This is a genomic window from Salinispora fenicalii (genome assembly GCF_000514815.1).
In the GTDB taxonomy this organism is placed as follows: domain Bacteria; phylum Actinomycetota; class Actinomycetes; order Mycobacteriales; family Micromonosporaceae; genus Micromonospora; species Micromonospora fenicalii.
This window is the reverse complement of record NZ_AZWQ01000008.1, coordinates 234,460-251,934: the sequence shown is the minus strand read 5'-3', so window position 1 is coordinate 251,934 and position 17,475 is coordinate 234,460. Positions and strand designations below refer to the sequence as shown.

The following is a 17,475-nucleotide window of genomic DNA, read 5'->3' as shown; positions in this document are numbered from 1 at the left end:
GCCCCCGCCGGTCAGGTGAGCGCGTCAATCACCTGGTCGGCGCAGCGCCAGGCGGTGGTCCATTTGCCGGGCAGCGCGACAAGCAGATTCCTGGTGGGAGTCCATCCTTCTGGAGGCTGTCGGAGGTCCACGACAAGGCTGGATGGATCAGCCTGCAGACTGATTGGCTCGCATACGGTCCCCCAGATCAGGCTGAGGTCCTGGCGGGCCGGCTTGAGACGGTGTCGATCGAGTGCTTCCCGTAGTCGGGCATGTTCTTCCGCCGTTGTGCCGTATCCATCCTGCACGCTGGGCAAGCCCACGCGGATGCCGCCACGGTCCGGGCTGATGGCGAGCAGATCGCCGTCCAGCCAGTAGGTCACACCGTCGACCGCAAGCCCGGGCTGTCGGCCCCAGGCGATTCGGCGGTTGTGCAGGGTGTGCTGAATTCCGGCGTTGGACAGCAAGGTCGGTGTGCTGGCGCCGGCTGCCAGCACCACCATCCGCGACTGCGGCGCGGGAGACGCGATCGAGGCGAGGCCGCTATCCGGATCGCGACGCAGGACGGCGGTGAACCGCTGGACATCCGGTACGCCGTTGGAACGTGCCAGATCGACGAGGCGTGTGTTGAGGACCGACAGGTCGACGCTGTAGTCCGGGATGCGAAAGGCGGCTGCCGGCGGCGGGAACCTTCCCGCGCCTCGCGGGTCCACCTCCGAGGCGTCGATACCGATCTGCTGCCACGCGTCCAGGTAGCGCTGCACGCCATCTGCTGAGTGAAACAGCGCCATCCCGGTGGCCTCGCCGCACCGTGCGGGTCTGGCCAGGTCGTGCCAGCGGTCCCGCTGCTCCCAGCAGGCTGTGCTGAGTGCGGGGAGTACCGGGGCGTAGACGGCGCCGGAGTGCAACTGGCCGAAGTTGGCCCGCGAGGCCGCGGGGCGTCCATCGTCGAGGCAGCGAACGCGCAGCCCCTGCCGCGCGGCGGTGACGGTGATGGTGAGGCCGCACAGCCCCGCCCCGATGACAAGGACATCGACGCTGTCGTCACTCATGACTGCCTCCACGGATCGGGCCCCGGCCGGACCGCTCATCGACGACGACAAGGTGGTATCGGTTGGCAAACCGGCGTACCAGTTCCACCGGTGCGTGGTGGTGATCGTTGCCAAGCCGCAGCCGCTCGGGAGTCCAGCCCAGCCGGCCGCGGGCTGCCGCCCGATGGGCGAGCATGGAGTCGCGGTCGAGCACAAGACTGTGGAGATGGGCCAGGAGTGTGCTGCCATTGACAGCCGTATGGCTGGTCTCGACGTCGAGGGCGGGCACACGCACCGTGAAGCCGTGGTGCGGTGCAGCCGACACGGTGCTGACCAATGCGTGAGCGGCCTGCTCGAAGGAACAGATCGGTTGGGGTTTCGATACAGTGCCCGTTCCCGGGCCGAGCTGGGGGAGCAGTAGCGCGGCGCCCGTGACGCCGGAGCGGGCATACCTGACGACCTGCCTGCGCTTGGCGAGCCCGTACGGCGTCTGATACAGCCCGGGAGCGAGCACAGCGGTCGTACTCGCGGCGATGAGCGTCGTTTCCTGGCCTGTGGCGCGAAACTCGGTTCGTAGTTGCAGCACGCCTTCGGTCGCGCCTCGGATGCTGCGGTGCATGGCGTCTACCCCGCTACGGTCGAGAACGACGTCCACGAGGTAGATAGGACCGGATGAGGCGATCCGGTTTGTAATGGCGGCGGCAACTCGGGCGCGGTCCCGGACGACCGTCAAGTCTGCGCCAACCCACTGAGTGCTGCCCGGCGTCGGGGCAGCCGGCGGCGTCCGCGCGACCGCAACGACGTGGAATCCGGCGGCGACGGCCAGCGGCTGGACTGCACGGCCGAGGCGCCCCGACGCACCGAGGAGGACGAGGACCGGGCTCATCGGGCGCATCGCTGCCACATCTCCGCGAATCGGCCGAATGAGTGGCAGAACTCTCGGCGAGCCTGGCGCCAACTGTCGGGACGTAGGACGCGGTCTGCGAATGCCTCGCGGGTGCGGGCGACATCCACGGCGTCCCAGCCGCTGCTGAGTTCGATCGTTGACAGCAACGCGGCCTGGGACGACTCCTCGTCGTCCATCACCCGGTCGGTGATCTCGGCCCGGGTCATGTTGAGGTTAATGCTCGACGCGGGGATGCTCTTGGACATCTTGGGGTAACCGGCAAGCCCTTCGAGGACCCGGAAGTACAGGCCGCCGATCCGGCCGCTCCAGCCGAGGCCCAGCTCACCGGCGTTCGCTTGTCGTTGTAGCACCAGGCGGGCCAGGTCCGTGAAGTACGCCTCCTCCATACCCGACACCATGAGGACGTTGCTGGCGCCGTTGTCGAAGGGGCCGAGTACGTCAGCGACCGTGTACAGCGAGTCAACCACCACCCCGGTTTCGCTGCCGAGCAAGCCGTGCTCGGCGTAAAGCTCCAAGAGGCTCTCACGGTGCTCCTGGAAGTCAGCCCGGGACAGATAGCGGGCGACCCGGCCGGCACGCACGAGGTTGTCGTGCTCAAGGTGGGACCGTAGTTCGGCTTGGTGGGGACCCAGGCCGAGTTCGACAAGGAACGCGAGCATTTGGTCGCGAACCCGCACCAGGGCCGACCATGAGACGTTGCGGGAGTTCCATGCCCCGAGGTCGGAGATGACGACCGTCATCGGCACATCGAGTTGTCGCTGCAACTCGATCGCGCCGAGCATGACCGACAAGGTGCCGGCGGTCGGTGCATTGGTCGGACCGAAGCCCGTCACGATCGCTAACGACTGGCGCCGGTCGGGGTGCAAGACCCACAGTGCGTCGTCGGTGTGAGTAAAGCGGAGAGCGGTTGCTCCGAGCCGTTCGGTCAGGATTGCTGTTGATTCGGCGTCGATAGATACGGCGGGCATGGCGGCCCCTTCTTTCAGGAGAGCGTGCTCAGCAGGCGCATGGCGTGTCCGGACCGGCGGGCGTGGCGGACCAGGTTGACCGCCTCGTCGATGTCCATCCCGCTCGCCGCCACGACGAGGGCAGCGTTCAGCTCGACCAGTGCGGTGGTGGGCGTGTCGTCCCCGGGCGTGAGAGCGGAGGCCACGAGTGCGGCATTGCCATGGTGAGGGCCGGTGCCGACCCTTCGGCCGCACCGGGTACGCCTCGGTTCGGGAAGCCGTGCCGGTCCGACTCACCGATGGGGTCCTCGGCGACCTGTAACCCTGGCCCGCTCGGCTGGCGGGAGCGCTGTCTCGCAAGGTGAGATGGCTGAACGGGGTGGGTCAAGATTTTTCTGTCATTTTCGGCAGGGAATCCGTACCACTGGATATCAGTACGGGTTGACGGGTACCAGCGTGTCCTAATGGGTTCTGAAGAGTCGTGATCGACTGCCGGTGATGTTGGTTGACAGGGTGCTGCCGGCGGAGGCGTACTGATACGAACGTGACCGCGTGACGGTCTGCCCGCCATGTTCGATCGGCCGGGGTGGTGGCGCTCCTTCGGGAGCGTCGCCGGTCGTTGGAGGCTTGGGAGTGGGCGGGTGGTCGATGGTGTCGAGTGACAGGGGAGTCGTCATGAAGGATCTTTCTCCGGCGGGTTGAGTCGATGCCCCACCGGGCCGTCGTGCTGTCGACGGTTCCCGGAGTAGCTGTTCTCAGGCTGAGCGAGCCCGCTGCCGCCCGCTCCCTCCACAACTGCGACCGCTGTTCCTGCTGCCGCGACAACAACCTCACTGGTGGTCGTGTCGGCTCGTTGCTGCCCCGATCCGTCCTCGGGCCGGCCGGTGTGCCGGTTGGCGTGATCGGTGCTGGTCGAATTCCTAGGCTCGCGTGAGCCCGGGAGCGCTTCTGCCGGGGCGCCAGACGCGCGGCGGCTTCCGCCGCATCGTGCGCTACCTCAGGTAGGACCGAGGTGTAGGTGTCTGACGTGAGTCCGATGGACACGTGGCCCAGCATCTCCTGTACCTTCCGGTCGACTCCCGCCGCGAGCGCGATCGTTGCCGCACCGTGGCGTAGGTCGTGCAGTCGGATCGGCGGTGGGCCAGCCCTCCGGACTAGCCGTTCAAACCGGTCTGTCAGCCGGTCTGGCTCGATCCAGCCCCCGTGAGACTCCGCGTTAGGACCGTGGAGCGGTACCAGGTCTACCGCACCGGCATTGAGGCCGGTTTCCTGTCCGTAGACGAAGTGCGGGCCCTGGAGGACCGGAAGCCATTGCCAGACGGAAGAGGGCGTGCGTTCCTGACGCCGCCAGCCAAATACCGTAGCTGACCCAAGGCGAGATTGCCCCCGCCTGACACCCCTCCGTCCTGCAATCACGGAGTACGGCGGTAAACGGCAGGAAGAGACCTTCACTGGCCTGATTGCCACGGCGGACGGATCCTCCGACACCCACCGGCCAATCAACGGAAGATGCCACACTCTCATTTCATCGGCTTTGTGGGATTACGACTGTCGGGGGTTCGTAAACCGCATCTATGTGCCTTATGTCTATTTGTGGTGGGACTGCGAACGCGCTGGGTCTGGGAGGGAATCCGAAATTCGGAAGAACTGTACATAAAAATTGAATCACTCCTTTTGGGTGTGGAAAGTGGAGTGTGAGATTTGGTCCGAGTTTGTCTTTTTTGTAGTTCACAATGCGTGATACTTCTTTACATTGACTTGTGAGAGATCTACGGTTCGGTGGTCTTGTTCGAGCGACGGGGGTGCCGGGTGACTGCTTTCGGTGTGCGGGCATGGCGGCGATGGTTGTCGGTGCTGGTGGCCACGATTGTGGCGATGACGGGCGTGGGGGTTCCCGTTAGGGCTGCAGCGGCGCCGGCGGCGGCCTCGGCGTGTGTTGACGAGCAGTCGGACGTGGTGGCCGCGCGGCGTATGGTGCAGGTGTGTGGTCGGCGGGTGGAGCTTCTGTCTGAGCGAACAGAGTGGTCGCAGACGTTTCTTAATGCCGATGACTCCCGGACGGTGGAGCAGACGATCGAGCCGACGAGGGTGCGTAAGGGCGATTCGTGGGTTCCGGTTGACACGACGTTGAAGGTGACGCCGGAGGGTGTGTCGCCCCGGGCAACGGTGCTGCCGATCGTGTTCTCAGGTGCGGGAGACGGTCCATTTGTGCGACTGCGGGACGGTTCTCGGGAGTTGGCGTTGTCGTGGCCTGACACGCTACCCGCGCCGGTTTTGAAGGGTAATACCGCGACGTATCGCGACGTGTTTCCGGATGTGGATCTTCAAGTAACCGCGGAACCTCTCGGGTTTTCGCAGGTGTTGGTGGTGCGTTCGCGTGCGGCTGCGGCGGACCCGAGGTTGGCGTCACTGAAGTTTGGAGTGGCAACGAAGGGTGTGACGGTGTCAGCCGCGGCTGGCGGTGGGTTGGCTGCCCGTGACGCCGAGGGCGGCACGGTTTTCGCGGCCCCGGCGCCGTTGATGTGGGATTCGTCGGGCACGGATAGCGGTGTTGCTCCCGCCGCTGCGGGGGACAAGGGTGGGACGTCTGCCACCGTAACGCGCAAGCCCACGGCGGCGGCCTTGGTCACGCCGGGGGTACGGGTCGACGGGGCGGCCGCGGGCCGAAAGGCGGTGCCGGAAAAGGCTCGTCAGGCCGTGATGCCGGTCCGCGTTGAGGGTGAGACGATGACGCTGGTTCCCGATAAGACGCTCCTGGCGGATCCGGACACGAAGCTACCGGTGTTCATTGATCCGTCGTGGACCGGTGGGATCTCGGGCAATGCGTGGACGTCGGTGTGGAGTAAGTACAAGTCGAGTTCGTTCTGGCAGAACTCGTCGGCGCTGAACAACGGTTCGACATATGGGTCAGCGGGTTCGGGTCGCACCGAGGACTGCTCCGGTTGCGCTGACTACATCATTCGGTCGCTGTTCCGAATGAACACGTCGGCGGTGCGGGGCAAGCGAATCCTGAAGGCGGAGTTCCGGATCGAGCAGCGGTGGGCATGGACCTGTAGCCCTAAGTCGAATGCGAAGCTGTGGATGACGGGGTCGATCTCATCGGGTACGACGTGGAACAAGCAGCCGACATGGTACAGCAGTTACACCGCTCAGGCTTTGGGTAATCGTAAGCGCGGCGCGGCACACGGATGTTTGGGTACGGGGACGATTGAGTTCAATGTAACCTCAATGGTGGCGAAGGCGGCGGCGAGTGGGTGGTCGACGTTGACTGTTGGCTTGCGAGCGGTCAACGAGGGAACGCTGAGTCAGTGGAAACGGTTCAATCATGCTTCACCGAAGTTGGCGATCACCTACAATACGTTGCCGAATGCTCCGTCGACGCGGAAGTCCGACGGTAAGGTATGCGCCACGGGTTCAGCGCGGCCGTATGTGTTGACCACGACGCCGACGTTGTCGGCTAAGCAGTCTGATCCGGACTCGTCGCAGCAGTCCTTGACCACCTGGTTCTACTGGTGGCCGGTGGGTGGATCGCGAAGCGAGTCGAACAAGGTTTCGCAGGCCGCGGGCAACTCGTCGACGGTATCGAAAAAGATCCCGTCCGGTCGGTTGACTGACGGGAGAAGTTATGTGTGGCAGGCCCGGACCTGGGACGGTTCCGATCACGGCACGTGGTCGGGTACCTGTGAGTTTACGGTGGATTCGACACCCCCATCGCCATCGACGAATGTAAACTCCGGCTACTATGTTGATGACGGCACTCCGCGGGGTGGCGTCGGTATCTCAGGTACGTTCGCCATCGATCCGCCGGCGACTCGGCCGTACGAGGTCAAGGAGTATGCCTACAGCCTGGACTCCGGGGTGCTGAACGGGGCGAAGACTGTTGCGGCTCGCAGCAGCGACCATGGAGCGACGGTGTCGTTGGCTCCGTTGCATGACGGGATCAACCGGCTCTACGTGTGGTCGAAGGATCACGCGGGCCGATTCTCTACCCCGGTGACATATACGTTCAGCGTTCGCGCCGGGTCCGGCCCGGCGGCGGAATGGACTTTCGAAGACGGTGACGGTTCCACGGCGACAGATGCCGCTGGCCACGGAAACTCCCTGACTGTCGGGGGCTCGGCCAGTTGGGTCGCGGGACGGTCCGGGATTGGCACCGCCCTGTCATTGCCGGGTGGTACGGCGGCGGTCATGTCCGGCCCGGTCAACAGTCCTCACCCGGACACTCAGGTTTCCACCCCGGTCCGTACCGACGCCGACTTTACCGTCGCCGCGTGGGTGAAGATCACCTCGACAGAGGGTGGCGGGGTGCAGACGGTGGTGAGTGCCAGCGGGTCCAGGACCTCGGCGTACCAGCTGGGCTATGCCGGTAGCAGTCAGCGCTGGCGCTTCGCGATGGCCGGGGCGGACACCGATGATCCGGCGCTGTACAGCGTACTGTCCGACGCGGCGCCGACGGCGGGGAAGTGGACGCACCTTGCTGGTGTGTACGACGCATCCACCAAAAAGATGACCCTGTACGTCAATGGGGCGGCGCAGAGCGGTACCGCCACGCTCGGCGGGGGTTTCAACGCCACCGCCGAGGTGGCGGTCGGTAGCCGCACGTGGAACGGCAGCGCCGACAGCTTCTTCACCGGCACCGTCGATGACGTGCGGGTGTACAACTTCACCGAGACGGCGGCCAACCTGGCGGAGCTTGCTGTTCCACTGCCACCAAAGATCACATTTCCGGACGGGAACGAGGTAACGGCCGGCGATCAACTCACGGTGACTTTCGACGCCGGTGGTGACACGAACGTCACGGCGTTCAAGTACAGCGTGGACGGCACCGGCCTGGGTAGCACCGTGAATGCCGGCACCGCGGGCGGCACCGCGACTATCACCATCGATGTGGGCACCACTACGGGCGAGCGACCGGTGTACGCGGTCGCTGTGGACGACGGTAACCGGGTCAGTGGGATGAGCCAGGAGCAGTTCACTGTCTCCCCGGCGGCGAGCCTGTCCGGGACCGTGTACGACCCGTTCTTCCTGCCGCAGGCCGACGCGGTCGTCGAACTCCAGCCCGGCGGATATCAGACCACGACGGCTGCGGATGGCAGCTACTCGTTCAGTAGCCTTTCCCCCGGCTCGTACACCCTCACGGTGACCTACGGTGGCCGATGCGGGCCCGCGTTCACCCAGGATGTCGTTGTCGACGGACTCGGTCAGGTGCTGGACATCTTCCTCCTGGTGTTCAGCGACGACCTTGGTCATACCTGCAGTGAGCAGGCAGCCTCCTTCATGGCTGCCTCTGCCGTGTTGCCGTTGACGGGTGATGATTCGGTCGCCACGGTGCAGCTGCCGTTCGCGTTCCCGTTCTACGGTGGCTTCTACCGCAGCGCGTGGGTGGATACCAACGGGGTGCTGTCGTTTACCGATCCGGGTGGCTCCCACCCGTATTCCGGTGGTGGTCAGCTACCGGCGCCGGCGGAGCCGAACGCCATCGTGGCTCCGTTCTGGGATGACCTGGTGGTAGATGCTGCGGCGAGTGTGCGGACCGACACTGTTGGTAGCGGTGACGATCAGCGTTTCGTGGTCGAGTGGCGCAACGTGCACCGCAAGGCCAACCCTGCGCAGCGACTGTCCTTCGAGGCGATCTTGGCACCGGATGGCACGGTGACCACCAACTACGACCAGCTCGATAGCGCTGCCGAGAAGGGCGGCAACGCGATCGTCGGTATCGAGGCAGCCGTGGGTGAGGACGGGTTGTCCTACTCGATCGACGAGCCGGTGCTCAGCAGCGGCATCGCGATCACCTTCACCCGTCCGGACGTGGACGGCGGACCGAAGATCTACGATCTGTCCGGCACGTTGACCGACACCACGGGCGCACCGGTGGTTGGCGCGGCGGTCACTCTCGACCCGAGCGGTTTGACCGCTACGACGGGTAGCGGGGGCGCGTATAGCTTCACGGGGCTGGTGGCCGACAGTTACGGCGTGTCGGTGCAGATGGCCGGTCGATGCGGTGAGGTGGCATCCCGTCAGGTGGAGTTGTCCGCTGACGCTGTCGTCGATCTGCAGCTGGGCCCGGACTACGGCGGCTTGGGCTATGCATGCAGGACAGGGCCATCGGGCTACGTTCCTGCGGCCAACGTGCTGGCGTTGACCGGTGACGACGCGGCGACATCGGTGGCGTTGCCCTTCCCGATCGAGTTCCACGGTCAGTCCTACACCTCCGGGTGGGTGCACACGAACGGACTGGTCAGTTTCGGTGCTGTTCACGGCGCAGTGGATGCGTGGGCCAACCCGACGATGCCGACCGCGGCCGCGCCGAACGCGGTGGTGGCCCCATTCTGGGAGGACTTCGAGGTTGACGGATCGGCGAGCGTACGGACACAGACCCTGGGCGCCGCTCCAAATCGGTCCTTTGTCGTGGAGTGGCGTAACGTCGGCTTCCGCCCAACTAACACCGAGCGGGTCACGTTCGAGGTGATGTTCCACGAAGACGGGCGTATCGCATTCCACTACGGGGCGATGTCCACACCGATTCAGACGGGTGCTGGGTCGACTGTCGGGCTGGAAAACGCGTCGGGCACGGTCGCGGCCTTGTACACCTTCCACGAGGCGGTGCTGACTGCGAACTCCTCGATCACCTACACCCCGGCCCCGGCGGGCACCGTCAGTGGTGTGCTCACGACGGCGGTTACCGCTAAACCAATAGCTGGGGCGACGGTCACCCTGAACCCGGGCAATCGCACCGTCACCACCGGCGCGGACGGCAGCTACCAGTTCACCACGGTGCCGGTCGGGGAGTACAAGGTCGCCGCGTCCATCGCGGACAACCGATGCACGGGCCAGTACGCCCGCGAAACCATCAACCACTCCGGCGGCACCTTGGACGTGGACCTGTCACTGATGGTCGACGGCGATGAGTTCGGCTACAAGTGCACCACCGGTGCGCAAACCTTCGTGCCCGGCGACATCGTGGAAGGATGGCAGGGCGACGAGACGGTGTGGCAGAAGAACCCACCGTTTCCCGTCAAGCTCTACGGCGAGTCACACACCTCGGCCTGGATCAGTGCCAACGGGCTGATCAGCTTCAAGGACCCGGCCTACTTCGGGTGGATCGGTTCCGCACCAGGCACCATCCCGTCACCGGCGAGCGAGGGCTCACCGAACGCCACGGTCTATGTGCACTGGGATGACTGGGTGGTCGACGCGCAGGCCCGGATCGCCACGAAGATCAGCGGCACCGCGCCGAACCGGCAGTGGATCGTGGAGTGGCGCAACGTCCACCTCTACGGCGATCCCACCATCCGCGCGACTTTCGAAGTCATCTTCGACGAGGGGGGTGATATAACCCTCGCCTACGCCGACATCGACCCGGAAAAGGCGGTCGAGCAGGGCGGCGAGGCCACGGTGGGCATCGAAAACGCTGACGGCTCGATCGGCTTCCAATATCTGCACCGCGAGGCCTGGCTGGCCAGCGGCCAGGGCGTCACCTTCACCCCCAACCCGCCCGGGCAGGGCAGCGTAGCCGGAACAGTGACCTGCCAGGGCGCCCCGGTGGCCGGGGCGACGGTGGTGGTGGCCGACAGGTCGATTACCACCGCAACCGACGGCACATACACGGTGGGTAACGTGCCGGCTGGCTCCTGGGCGGCGATCGCGACGGCGACCAGCGGCACCTGCGCGGGGTCCGAGGTGCGACAGGTGACAGTCGGCACCAACACCGAGGCCATCGCCGACTACCCCCTGAGCGCCACCCCCACCGGAGGCGGGTACATCTTCTCCGAAGAGCCCGTGCCGTACATTCCCGCGGACACGACCGTGGTCTCCCTCACCGGCGATGACGCCTACACCTCGCTCACCCTGCCGTTCCCGGTCACGCACTACGGGCAGACCTACTCCACCGGCTGGGTGGACACCAACGGCGTGCTCAGCTTCGTCGACCCCGGCGAGCCCGCGCCCGACGCCTGGCCCATCCCATCGCCGGACAGCCCGCAGGAACCCAACGCTGCCCTCTACCCGTTCTGGCACGACTGGGTCGTCGACGACGACGCCAGCATCCGCACCACGACACGGGGCAACGCCCCTGACCGACAGTTCGTTATCGAGTGGCGCAACGTCCACTCGTACGAGGACCCCCTCACCCGGGTCACGTTCCAGGTGATCCTTGACGAGGCCGGCGATTACCGCTTCGCCTATGCCGACAACGATGGCACGTTCCTTGAACGCGGTGGTGGCGCCACCATCGGCATCGAAAACGCCGACGGGACCCACGCCATCCAGTACACCTACCGCCACCCCGTCCTCCGGCCCGGACTGGGCCTGCGATTCAACCCGCCCACTTCCTGATGCCACCGCCCGGCTGATCTCGCCTTCTTGGTGATCTTTGGAGACGCAAATGTCCGCAGTCGACTCTCGAAGCTCAGTAAGCGTGACCAGTCGGTGGCGCGGCGGCCGGTGGTACTCAACCTCGGCCGCGGGTTTTACCGCTATCCTGGCGGCCGGACTGCTCTACGTACCTCCCGCGCAAGCCGCGCCCGTCAAGCCCTATACCCCATCTCAGGCTAAACCGGTGCCGACGGTGCCAGTCGTTGAGCCAGCGTCGCCGCCTGCACCGAAGCCGGTCGCGCGTCCGGCAGCTGCCACAGCGAAACCAGCGCCGGTGTGGCCAGCGCCGCGCACCGAGGTCGTCGAGCTGTCCGGTGATGCTCAGGCAAAGACGGACACAGGCGTACCGGTGCGCGTGTCGTCGGGGTCGGCAGCAGCGCGGACGTCGGCGCCGCAGCAGGTACGGATCGAAATCCTCGACCGGGCGGCCACGCAGCAGGCTCGGGTCGACGGCGTGCTGGTCAGCCTTGCCAGAGCCGACGGTGTTCGCACCACAAGTAGTTCCACAGTCACTATCAGCTATGAATCCTTCGCCACGGCCTACGGTGCTGACTGGTCCAGCCGACTGCGGCTGGTCTCGTTGCCCGAGTGTGCCTTGACCACCCCGCACCGGCCGGAATGCGCCGGCACGCCGTTGCCCTCACGAAATGACCTACGTGCGAAGTCGCTCTCGGCCGAGCTGTCGCTCAGCGCGACACCGACGATGGTGGCGGTGACCGCGGGTGCGAGTGGTCCGGCCGGCGACTATTCGGCCACCTCGTTGAAGCCCTCGGCGACCTGGTCCGTCGGTGGTAACACGGGTGCGTTCACCTGGTCGTACCCTATGCGGACACCGCCGGCACTGGGCGGACCCTCCCCGCAACTCGGGCTTTCCTACTCCGCGCAGTCGGTCGATGGGCAGCATGCCGCCTCAAACAATCAGCCCTCCTGGATCGGTGAAGGCTTTGATGCTTCGATCGGCGGCTTCATAGAGCGCCGATACCAGCCCTGTGCGCGAGACATGGGCGGCTCGGCCAACAACACCAAGAAGACCGGCGATCTGTGCTGGGAAACCGACAATGCGGTCCTGTCGTTGACAGGCAACTCCGGCGAGTTGATTTTCAACGCGGCCCAGAACCGGTGGCACCTGCGCGGCGACGACGGCTCGCGCATCGAACGCAGGACCGGCGCCAGCAATGGCGACAACAACGGTGAGCACTGGGTCATCACGACCAGTAGTGGCGTCCAGTACTGGTTTGGTCGAAACCAATTGCCGGGTTGGAGCTCCGGCAAGCCAGTCACCAACTCGACCTTGACGGTGCCGGTCTTCGGCAACGAACCCACTGAACCCTGCCATGCGGCGGCGTTCAGTGACTCGGACTGCACGCAGGCCTGGCGATGGAACCTCGACTACGTCGTTGATCCTTCAGGTAACTCCATTTCCTACTGGTACGAGCGGGAAACGAACAAGTACGGCCGGAACCTCAACCCTGCCGACGCCACCACCTATGACCGTGGCGGTTGGCTCGCCCGAATCGACTACGGCACCCGTCAGATCAACGGTGTCGACTCTGCACTGAACACGAACGCGCCGATGCGGGTGAATCTCGGCATCGCCGATCGGTGCCTGACCAACTGTTCCACCCGTGACGAGGTGCACTGGCCGGACACCCCGTGGGACATGGCATGTTCGGCGGCCTCGTGTCCGGACAAGTTTTTCCCCACGTTCTGGTCCACCAAGCGGCTTACCGACATTACCACTCAGGTGCGCAATGGCACGGGGTATCGCAACGTTGAGCACTGGTCCCTTACCCACACGTTCCCGGACCCGGGCGACGGTACCCGCGCCGGGCTCTGGCTCGACAAGCTTTCCCACACCGGCCTCGCCGGGGGGAGTATCTCCGTTCCGGACCTTGAGTTCACCCCAGTTCAGTTAGCCAACCGGGTCGACGCCATCGGCGATTTCGCTCCGGCGATGAACTGGATGCGGATCGCGAAGATTCGCAACGAAGCCGGCGGGACCATCAGCGTCAACTATTCGGCTCAGGACTGCAAGGCCGGTCAAACCAAACCCACCCCTCACACCAACACCCGTCGATGCTACCCAGTGATCTGGGAACCAGAGGGCTACTCCAACCCGGTCACCGACTGGTTCCACAAGTACGTGGTGGCCACCATCTATGAAAGCGACAACACTGGTGGCGCGCCGCCTCAGGGCAGTCCACGGGTCGCATATTCCTACACCTACTACGGCGACGTCGCCTGGCACTACAACGATGACGACGGACTAGTAGAGCGCAACCACAAAACCTGGTCGGGCTACCGCGGATATGAGCGAGTGGGCGTCACCGTCGGTGACGCCGGTGAGAGGGAGTACACCGAAACCCGGTACTTCCGCGGCATGCATGGCGACAAGCAATCGCCGACTGGAGGCACGCGTACCGTCACTATCGACGGAATCCACGATGAAGACTGGTACGCGGGCATGGCCCGGGAGACCAAGGTTCTCGACGGCCCCGGCGGGGCGGTGGTCCAACGCGAGCTGACAACGCCGTGGGCCTCTGCGCCTACTGCCACCCGCACGATCAACGGGGATACCGTCACAGCCCGCTTCACCCGTGTCGGCACCGTCACACGCCACACCACTCTCGACGGAGGGCGCGGCGAGCGGGTCAACAAGACCGTCACCACCTATGACAGCTATGGCATGCCCGAGAGCATTGATGATTTCGGCTTGGACGGTGTCGCCGGTGATGAGCAGTGCACAAAGAACGACTACACTCCCCGGAACACCGACGCATGGATGGTTGACCGGCTGCACCGAGTGCAATCGTTTGCAGTCGCGTGCGCCGACACCGGAACACCAGGCGGTCTCGCCGAAGCAGATGTGATCGGGGAGACCCGCACCCGCTATGACAATCAGGCGTTCGAGGCGACCCCGACCAGGGGTCTGGCTACCCACACCGAGGAGATTGCCGCCTGGAACTCGGGAGCGCCGACCTTTACCACGATCAAGCGAGACGCTTACGACGTTCATGGCCGGGTGACGTCCACCTGGGACGCGATGAATCGGGCGACCACCATCGCCTTCACCCCTTCCACCGATGCTCCGGTCACCTCGACCGTCTCCGCGAACCCGTTACTGCACGAGACGACAACGAGCCTGGATCCCGCCTGGAGTCTGCCGACTTCGATCATTGACCCGAACGGCAAGCGCACCGATCTGAGCTACGATCCGCTCGGGCGGCTGACGGCAGTTTGGGGTCCCAGCCGGGACAGTGCCACCGAGACTGCCAACAACACCTTCAGCTACCAGATCCGAACTAACGCCCCATCGGTCATCACCACTTCGCGGCTGAATGCCGACGGCGAGTACGTCAGGTCGTATGAGCTTCTCGACGGATTGATGCGCGAGCGCCAGACGCAGCGTCCTTCATCGTCCGGCGGCCGGCTCGTCACCGAATCGTTCTACGACACCGCGGGCCGGGCGTCGCTCAAGTTCGACACCTACCATGCGACGGGCGCACCCGGTGGGACGCTGTTGACGGCGACGGACAAGGCGTTCGTACCGCGGCAGACGCGCACCGAGTACGACGGGGCCGGACGGACGAGCGCAGATATCTTCCAGCCGTACGGCGCGGAGCGGTGGCGCACCTCCACCTACTATGCCGGCGACCGCACCGACCTCACTCCACCGCAGGGTGGTACTGCAACCTCGAAGGTCACGGACGTGCGCGACCGGCTAGTGGAACTCCGGCAGTACCACGGTACGACGCCGACCCCCGGCACGGCTGGCAGTTGGGACGCGACATCGTATAGCTACGACCGGCGGGGTCATCTAACAAAGATTGTCGACGCAAAAGGCAACGATTGGAATTATCGGTACGACGTTCGTGGCCGGCAGACGGAGATTGATGACCCCGACAAGGGGCTGACCGTTTCTACGTATGACAACGCCGGACGGGTCAGCACGGTCACCGATGCAGCGGGCAAGAAGATTGCCTATCTGTACGACCCGTTGGGCCGCAAGCGGGCTATTTACGAGAACCAGCTGGGTGGTCCGATGCGTGCCCAGTGGATTTATGACACCGTCGCCAAGGGCTATCTGTCCCAGTCGACTCGGTTCGTGGGGTCCGCCTCATACCAGGTCAAGATTTTGGACTACAACGACAGCTACCTGCCCGGGAACACCCAGGTCGTCATTCCGAACAGTGAGACCGGCCTGGGTGGTACGTACAACTACAACAGTACGTACAATCTCGACGACACGGTTGCCACGACGAGTATTCCGTCAACCAATACGGGTATGCCGGCCGAGACGCTGACCCGTGGCTACAGCAGCCTGGGGAAGCCCACCACGTTGCACACGCTTCTGGGGAACCAGTCGTCGTCGTACGTGGCCGACACCGACTACAACGCCCTCGGTGACATCGACCAGATCGAGCTGTACACCGGCAGCGGTGGACGCGTCTTCCAATCGTACACGCGAGAGTTGGAGACGGGCCGTCTCACTGGTGTCCGCACCGACCGGGACGCGGTGGCTCCGCACATCGTCGCGAACACTCAATACAGCTACGACGACATCGGCAATATCACGAAGATTGTCGACACCGCTGCCGACCCGGTCGACGATACCCAATGCTTCGGCTACGACCACGTTCGACGGCTCACCGAGGCATGGACGCCCGGTAGCGGCGACTGCACCGCATCACGGAGTGTCGCAGCTCTCGGCGGGCCGGCGCCGTACTGGCACTCCTGGCGCTTCGACGTGCTCGGCAATCGGACGTCCGAGGTGGTGCACCGTAGTGCCGGTGACGTGACCACCACGTACGCGTATCCAGCCTCCGGCGCAAACAGCGTCCGGCCTCATGCAGTTACGGCCACCTCGGGTGCCAGCCCCGGCAGCTACACCTATGACGCCACGGGCAACCTGACCAGCCGGCCCACGCCGTCAGCAGGTACCCAGACCCTGACCTGGGATGCAGAGGGGCACCTGGAGACGTCGACCGATGCGACAGGAGAAACGCGCTACATCTACGACGCCGACGGCAATCGGCTAATTCGTCGGGACCCGGCCGGTAGGACTCTCTACCTACCCGGGCAGGAGATTCGTTACGGCGCGAGCACCGGCACCACGACCTGCACTCGGTTCTACTCGTTCGCCGGGTCGATGGTCGCTTCCCGGACCAGCGGCGGGCTGACCTGGCTTTCGCCGGATCACCAGGGAACCGCACTAGTGGCCATCCAGGCCAGCAACCAGCAGGCTACCGTCCGCCGGCAGACGCCGTACGGCACGCCGCGCGGCGGTACGCCGGTCTGGCCCAACGACAAGGGATTTGTCGGCGGGACTATCGACAATACCGGGTTGATCCATCTTGGAGCTCGCGAGTACGACCCGGTCCTGGGGCGGTTCGTTTCCCTTGATCCGGTCATGGACCTGCTCGACCCGCAGCAGATCAATGGCTACGTCTACAGCAACAACAATCCTGTCACCCTCTCCGACCCGTCCGGCCTTAAGTTCGAGGAAGAGACCTGGTCAGAGTATCACAAGCGGGTAAGAAAGCATGAGACGAAGCAAGCCAAAGAATCAAGAAAGGCTCGGGAGAGCTACCGCGGCTTCCTCAATACTGTCCGACACAACGCGGCTCAGCGTGCGGCCCACGAACGAATCAAGAAGCAGGTGGCCGATATGGGTGGCGACCCGGAGATGGTGCTCTTAGAGTACCAGATTAGGGGTGGCTGTAAGACAAAGTCGCACAAAGGGAAGTGCGGTCATCCAGGTTATGCGGACATTGTTTACATTGATGAAGACACCAAGACAATCTATGTCTGGGAGGTAAAGATAGCCCACCGTCCGGACGAGGCTCATCAGGACCTCAAGCACTACATTCGCAAAATCAACGCTCTGGGTGAATATGACGCCGAGCCCGGATTCGCGCTGACCTCGCTGCTATTCGCGACGGTGCCCGGCACCCCGGAGTCCGTTGTGGTATTCAATGGGCCGACCGAGGGCCAGGTCTTGTACCGTCCATTCAGGTGGCGTGAGCCCAAGCCTCCGCCGCCCCCGGTGACGGCGCCGCAACCGGTGCGGGTGCCCAAGCCGGTACAGGTCCAGGAGCCGGTAATCAAAAATCCGTGGGTGGTCGGTACGATCGCCGGCGGCGCCGCGGTCGGTGTGTGTGTCTTGGCCACCGCAGGAGGTTGTGGGGTAGCCCTTGGTGCTGCTGCCGTCGGCGGTTCCTTGATAGCATCGGGGTGA

At 64.6% G+C, this 17,475-nt stretch carries 7 protein-coding genes and 1 pseudogene; 3 read left to right on the top strand and 5 right to left on the bottom strand.

The features are described from left to right. Positions 1-11: 11 nt before the first annotated feature. From B116_RS0101085 to B116_RS28880, 5 genes are all read right to left on the bottom strand, one after another. Positions 12-1,031 carry an NAD(P)/FAD-dependent oxidoreductase gene (locus tag B116_RS0101085; RefSeq protein ID WP_027658953.1) on the bottom strand — a complete coding sequence of 340 codons (1,020 nt, stop codon included), beginning with the start codon at positions 1,029-1,031 and terminating at the stop codon, positions 12-14. Then, positions 1,024-1,896 carry a hypothetical protein gene (locus B116_RS0101080; protein ID WP_155255709.1) on the bottom strand — a complete coding sequence of 291 codons (873 nt, stop codon included), beginning with the start codon at positions 1,894-1,896 and terminating at the stop codon, positions 1,024-1,026. Before B116_RS0101080 ends, B116_RS0101085 begins: the two co-directional genes overlap by 8 nt. Next, positions 1,893-2,885, bottom strand: coding sequence for a nucleotidyl transferase family protein (locus B116_RS0101075; protein WP_027658951.1), 993 nt, complete (start codon positions 2,883-2,885; stop codon positions 1,893-1,895). Before B116_RS0101075 ends, B116_RS0101080 begins: the two co-directional genes overlap by 4 nt. Positions 2,886-2,899: 14 nt before the next feature. Continuing rightward, positions 2,900-3,070 carry a hypothetical protein gene (locus B116_RS27275; protein WP_155255708.1) on the bottom strand — a complete coding sequence of 57 codons (171 nt, stop codon included), beginning with the start codon at positions 3,068-3,070 and terminating at the stop codon, positions 2,900-2,902. 178 nt (positions 3,071-3,248) lie between these two features. After that, positions 3,249-4,280 carry a tyrosine-type recombinase/integrase gene (locus tag B116_RS28880; protein WP_397540537.1) on the bottom strand — a complete coding sequence of 344 codons (1,032 nt, stop codon included), beginning with the start codon at positions 4,278-4,280 and terminating at the stop codon, positions 3,249-3,251. Between B116_RS28880 and B116_RS29080 the strand changes: the two are divergent. The 3 genes and pseudogenes from B116_RS29080 to B116_RS24595 all read left to right on the top strand — a co-directional run. Further along, a pseudogene (locus tag B116_RS29080) lies at positions 4,261-4,341 on the top strand (coenzyme F420-0:L-glutamate ligase); the annotation flags it as partial. The gene B116_RS28880 and the pseudogene B116_RS29080 sit on opposite strands and share 20 nt — an antisense overlap. A 2,711-nt stretch (positions 4,342-7,052) precedes the next feature. Continuing rightward, positions 7,053-11,198 carry a carboxypeptidase regulatory-like domain-containing protein gene (locus tag B116_RS0101055; protein ID WP_223874486.1) on the top strand — a complete coding sequence of 1,382 codons (4,146 nt, stop codon included), beginning with the start codon at positions 7,053-7,055 and terminating at the stop codon, positions 11,196-11,198. A 223-nt stretch (positions 11,199-11,421) separates the two neighbouring features. Continuing rightward, complete coding sequence (locus B116_RS24595; RefSeq protein ID WP_223874485.1) at positions 11,422-17,475, top strand: RHS repeat-associated core domain-containing protein; 6,054 nt, start codon at positions 11,422-11,424, stop codon at positions 17,473-17,475.

What these genes read in the sequence shown, in the direction of transcription:
- B116_RS0101085 (WP_027658953.1), bottom strand. Translation starts at nt 1,031, where the DNA reads ATGAGTGACGACAGCGTCGATGTCCTTGTCATCGGGGCGGGGCTGTGC.
- B116_RS0101080 (WP_155255709.1), bottom strand. Translation starts at nt 1,896, where the DNA reads ATGAGCCCGGTCCTCGTCCTCCTCGGTGCGTCGGGGCGCCTCGGCCGT.
- B116_RS0101075 (WP_027658951.1), bottom strand. Translation starts at nt 2,885, where the DNA reads ATGCCCGCCGTATCTATCGACGCCGAATCAACAGCAATCCTGACCGAA.
- B116_RS0101055 (WP_223874486.1), top strand. Translation starts at nt 7,053, where the DNA reads ATGTCCGGCCCGGTCAACAGTCCTCACCCGGACACTCAGGTTTCCACC.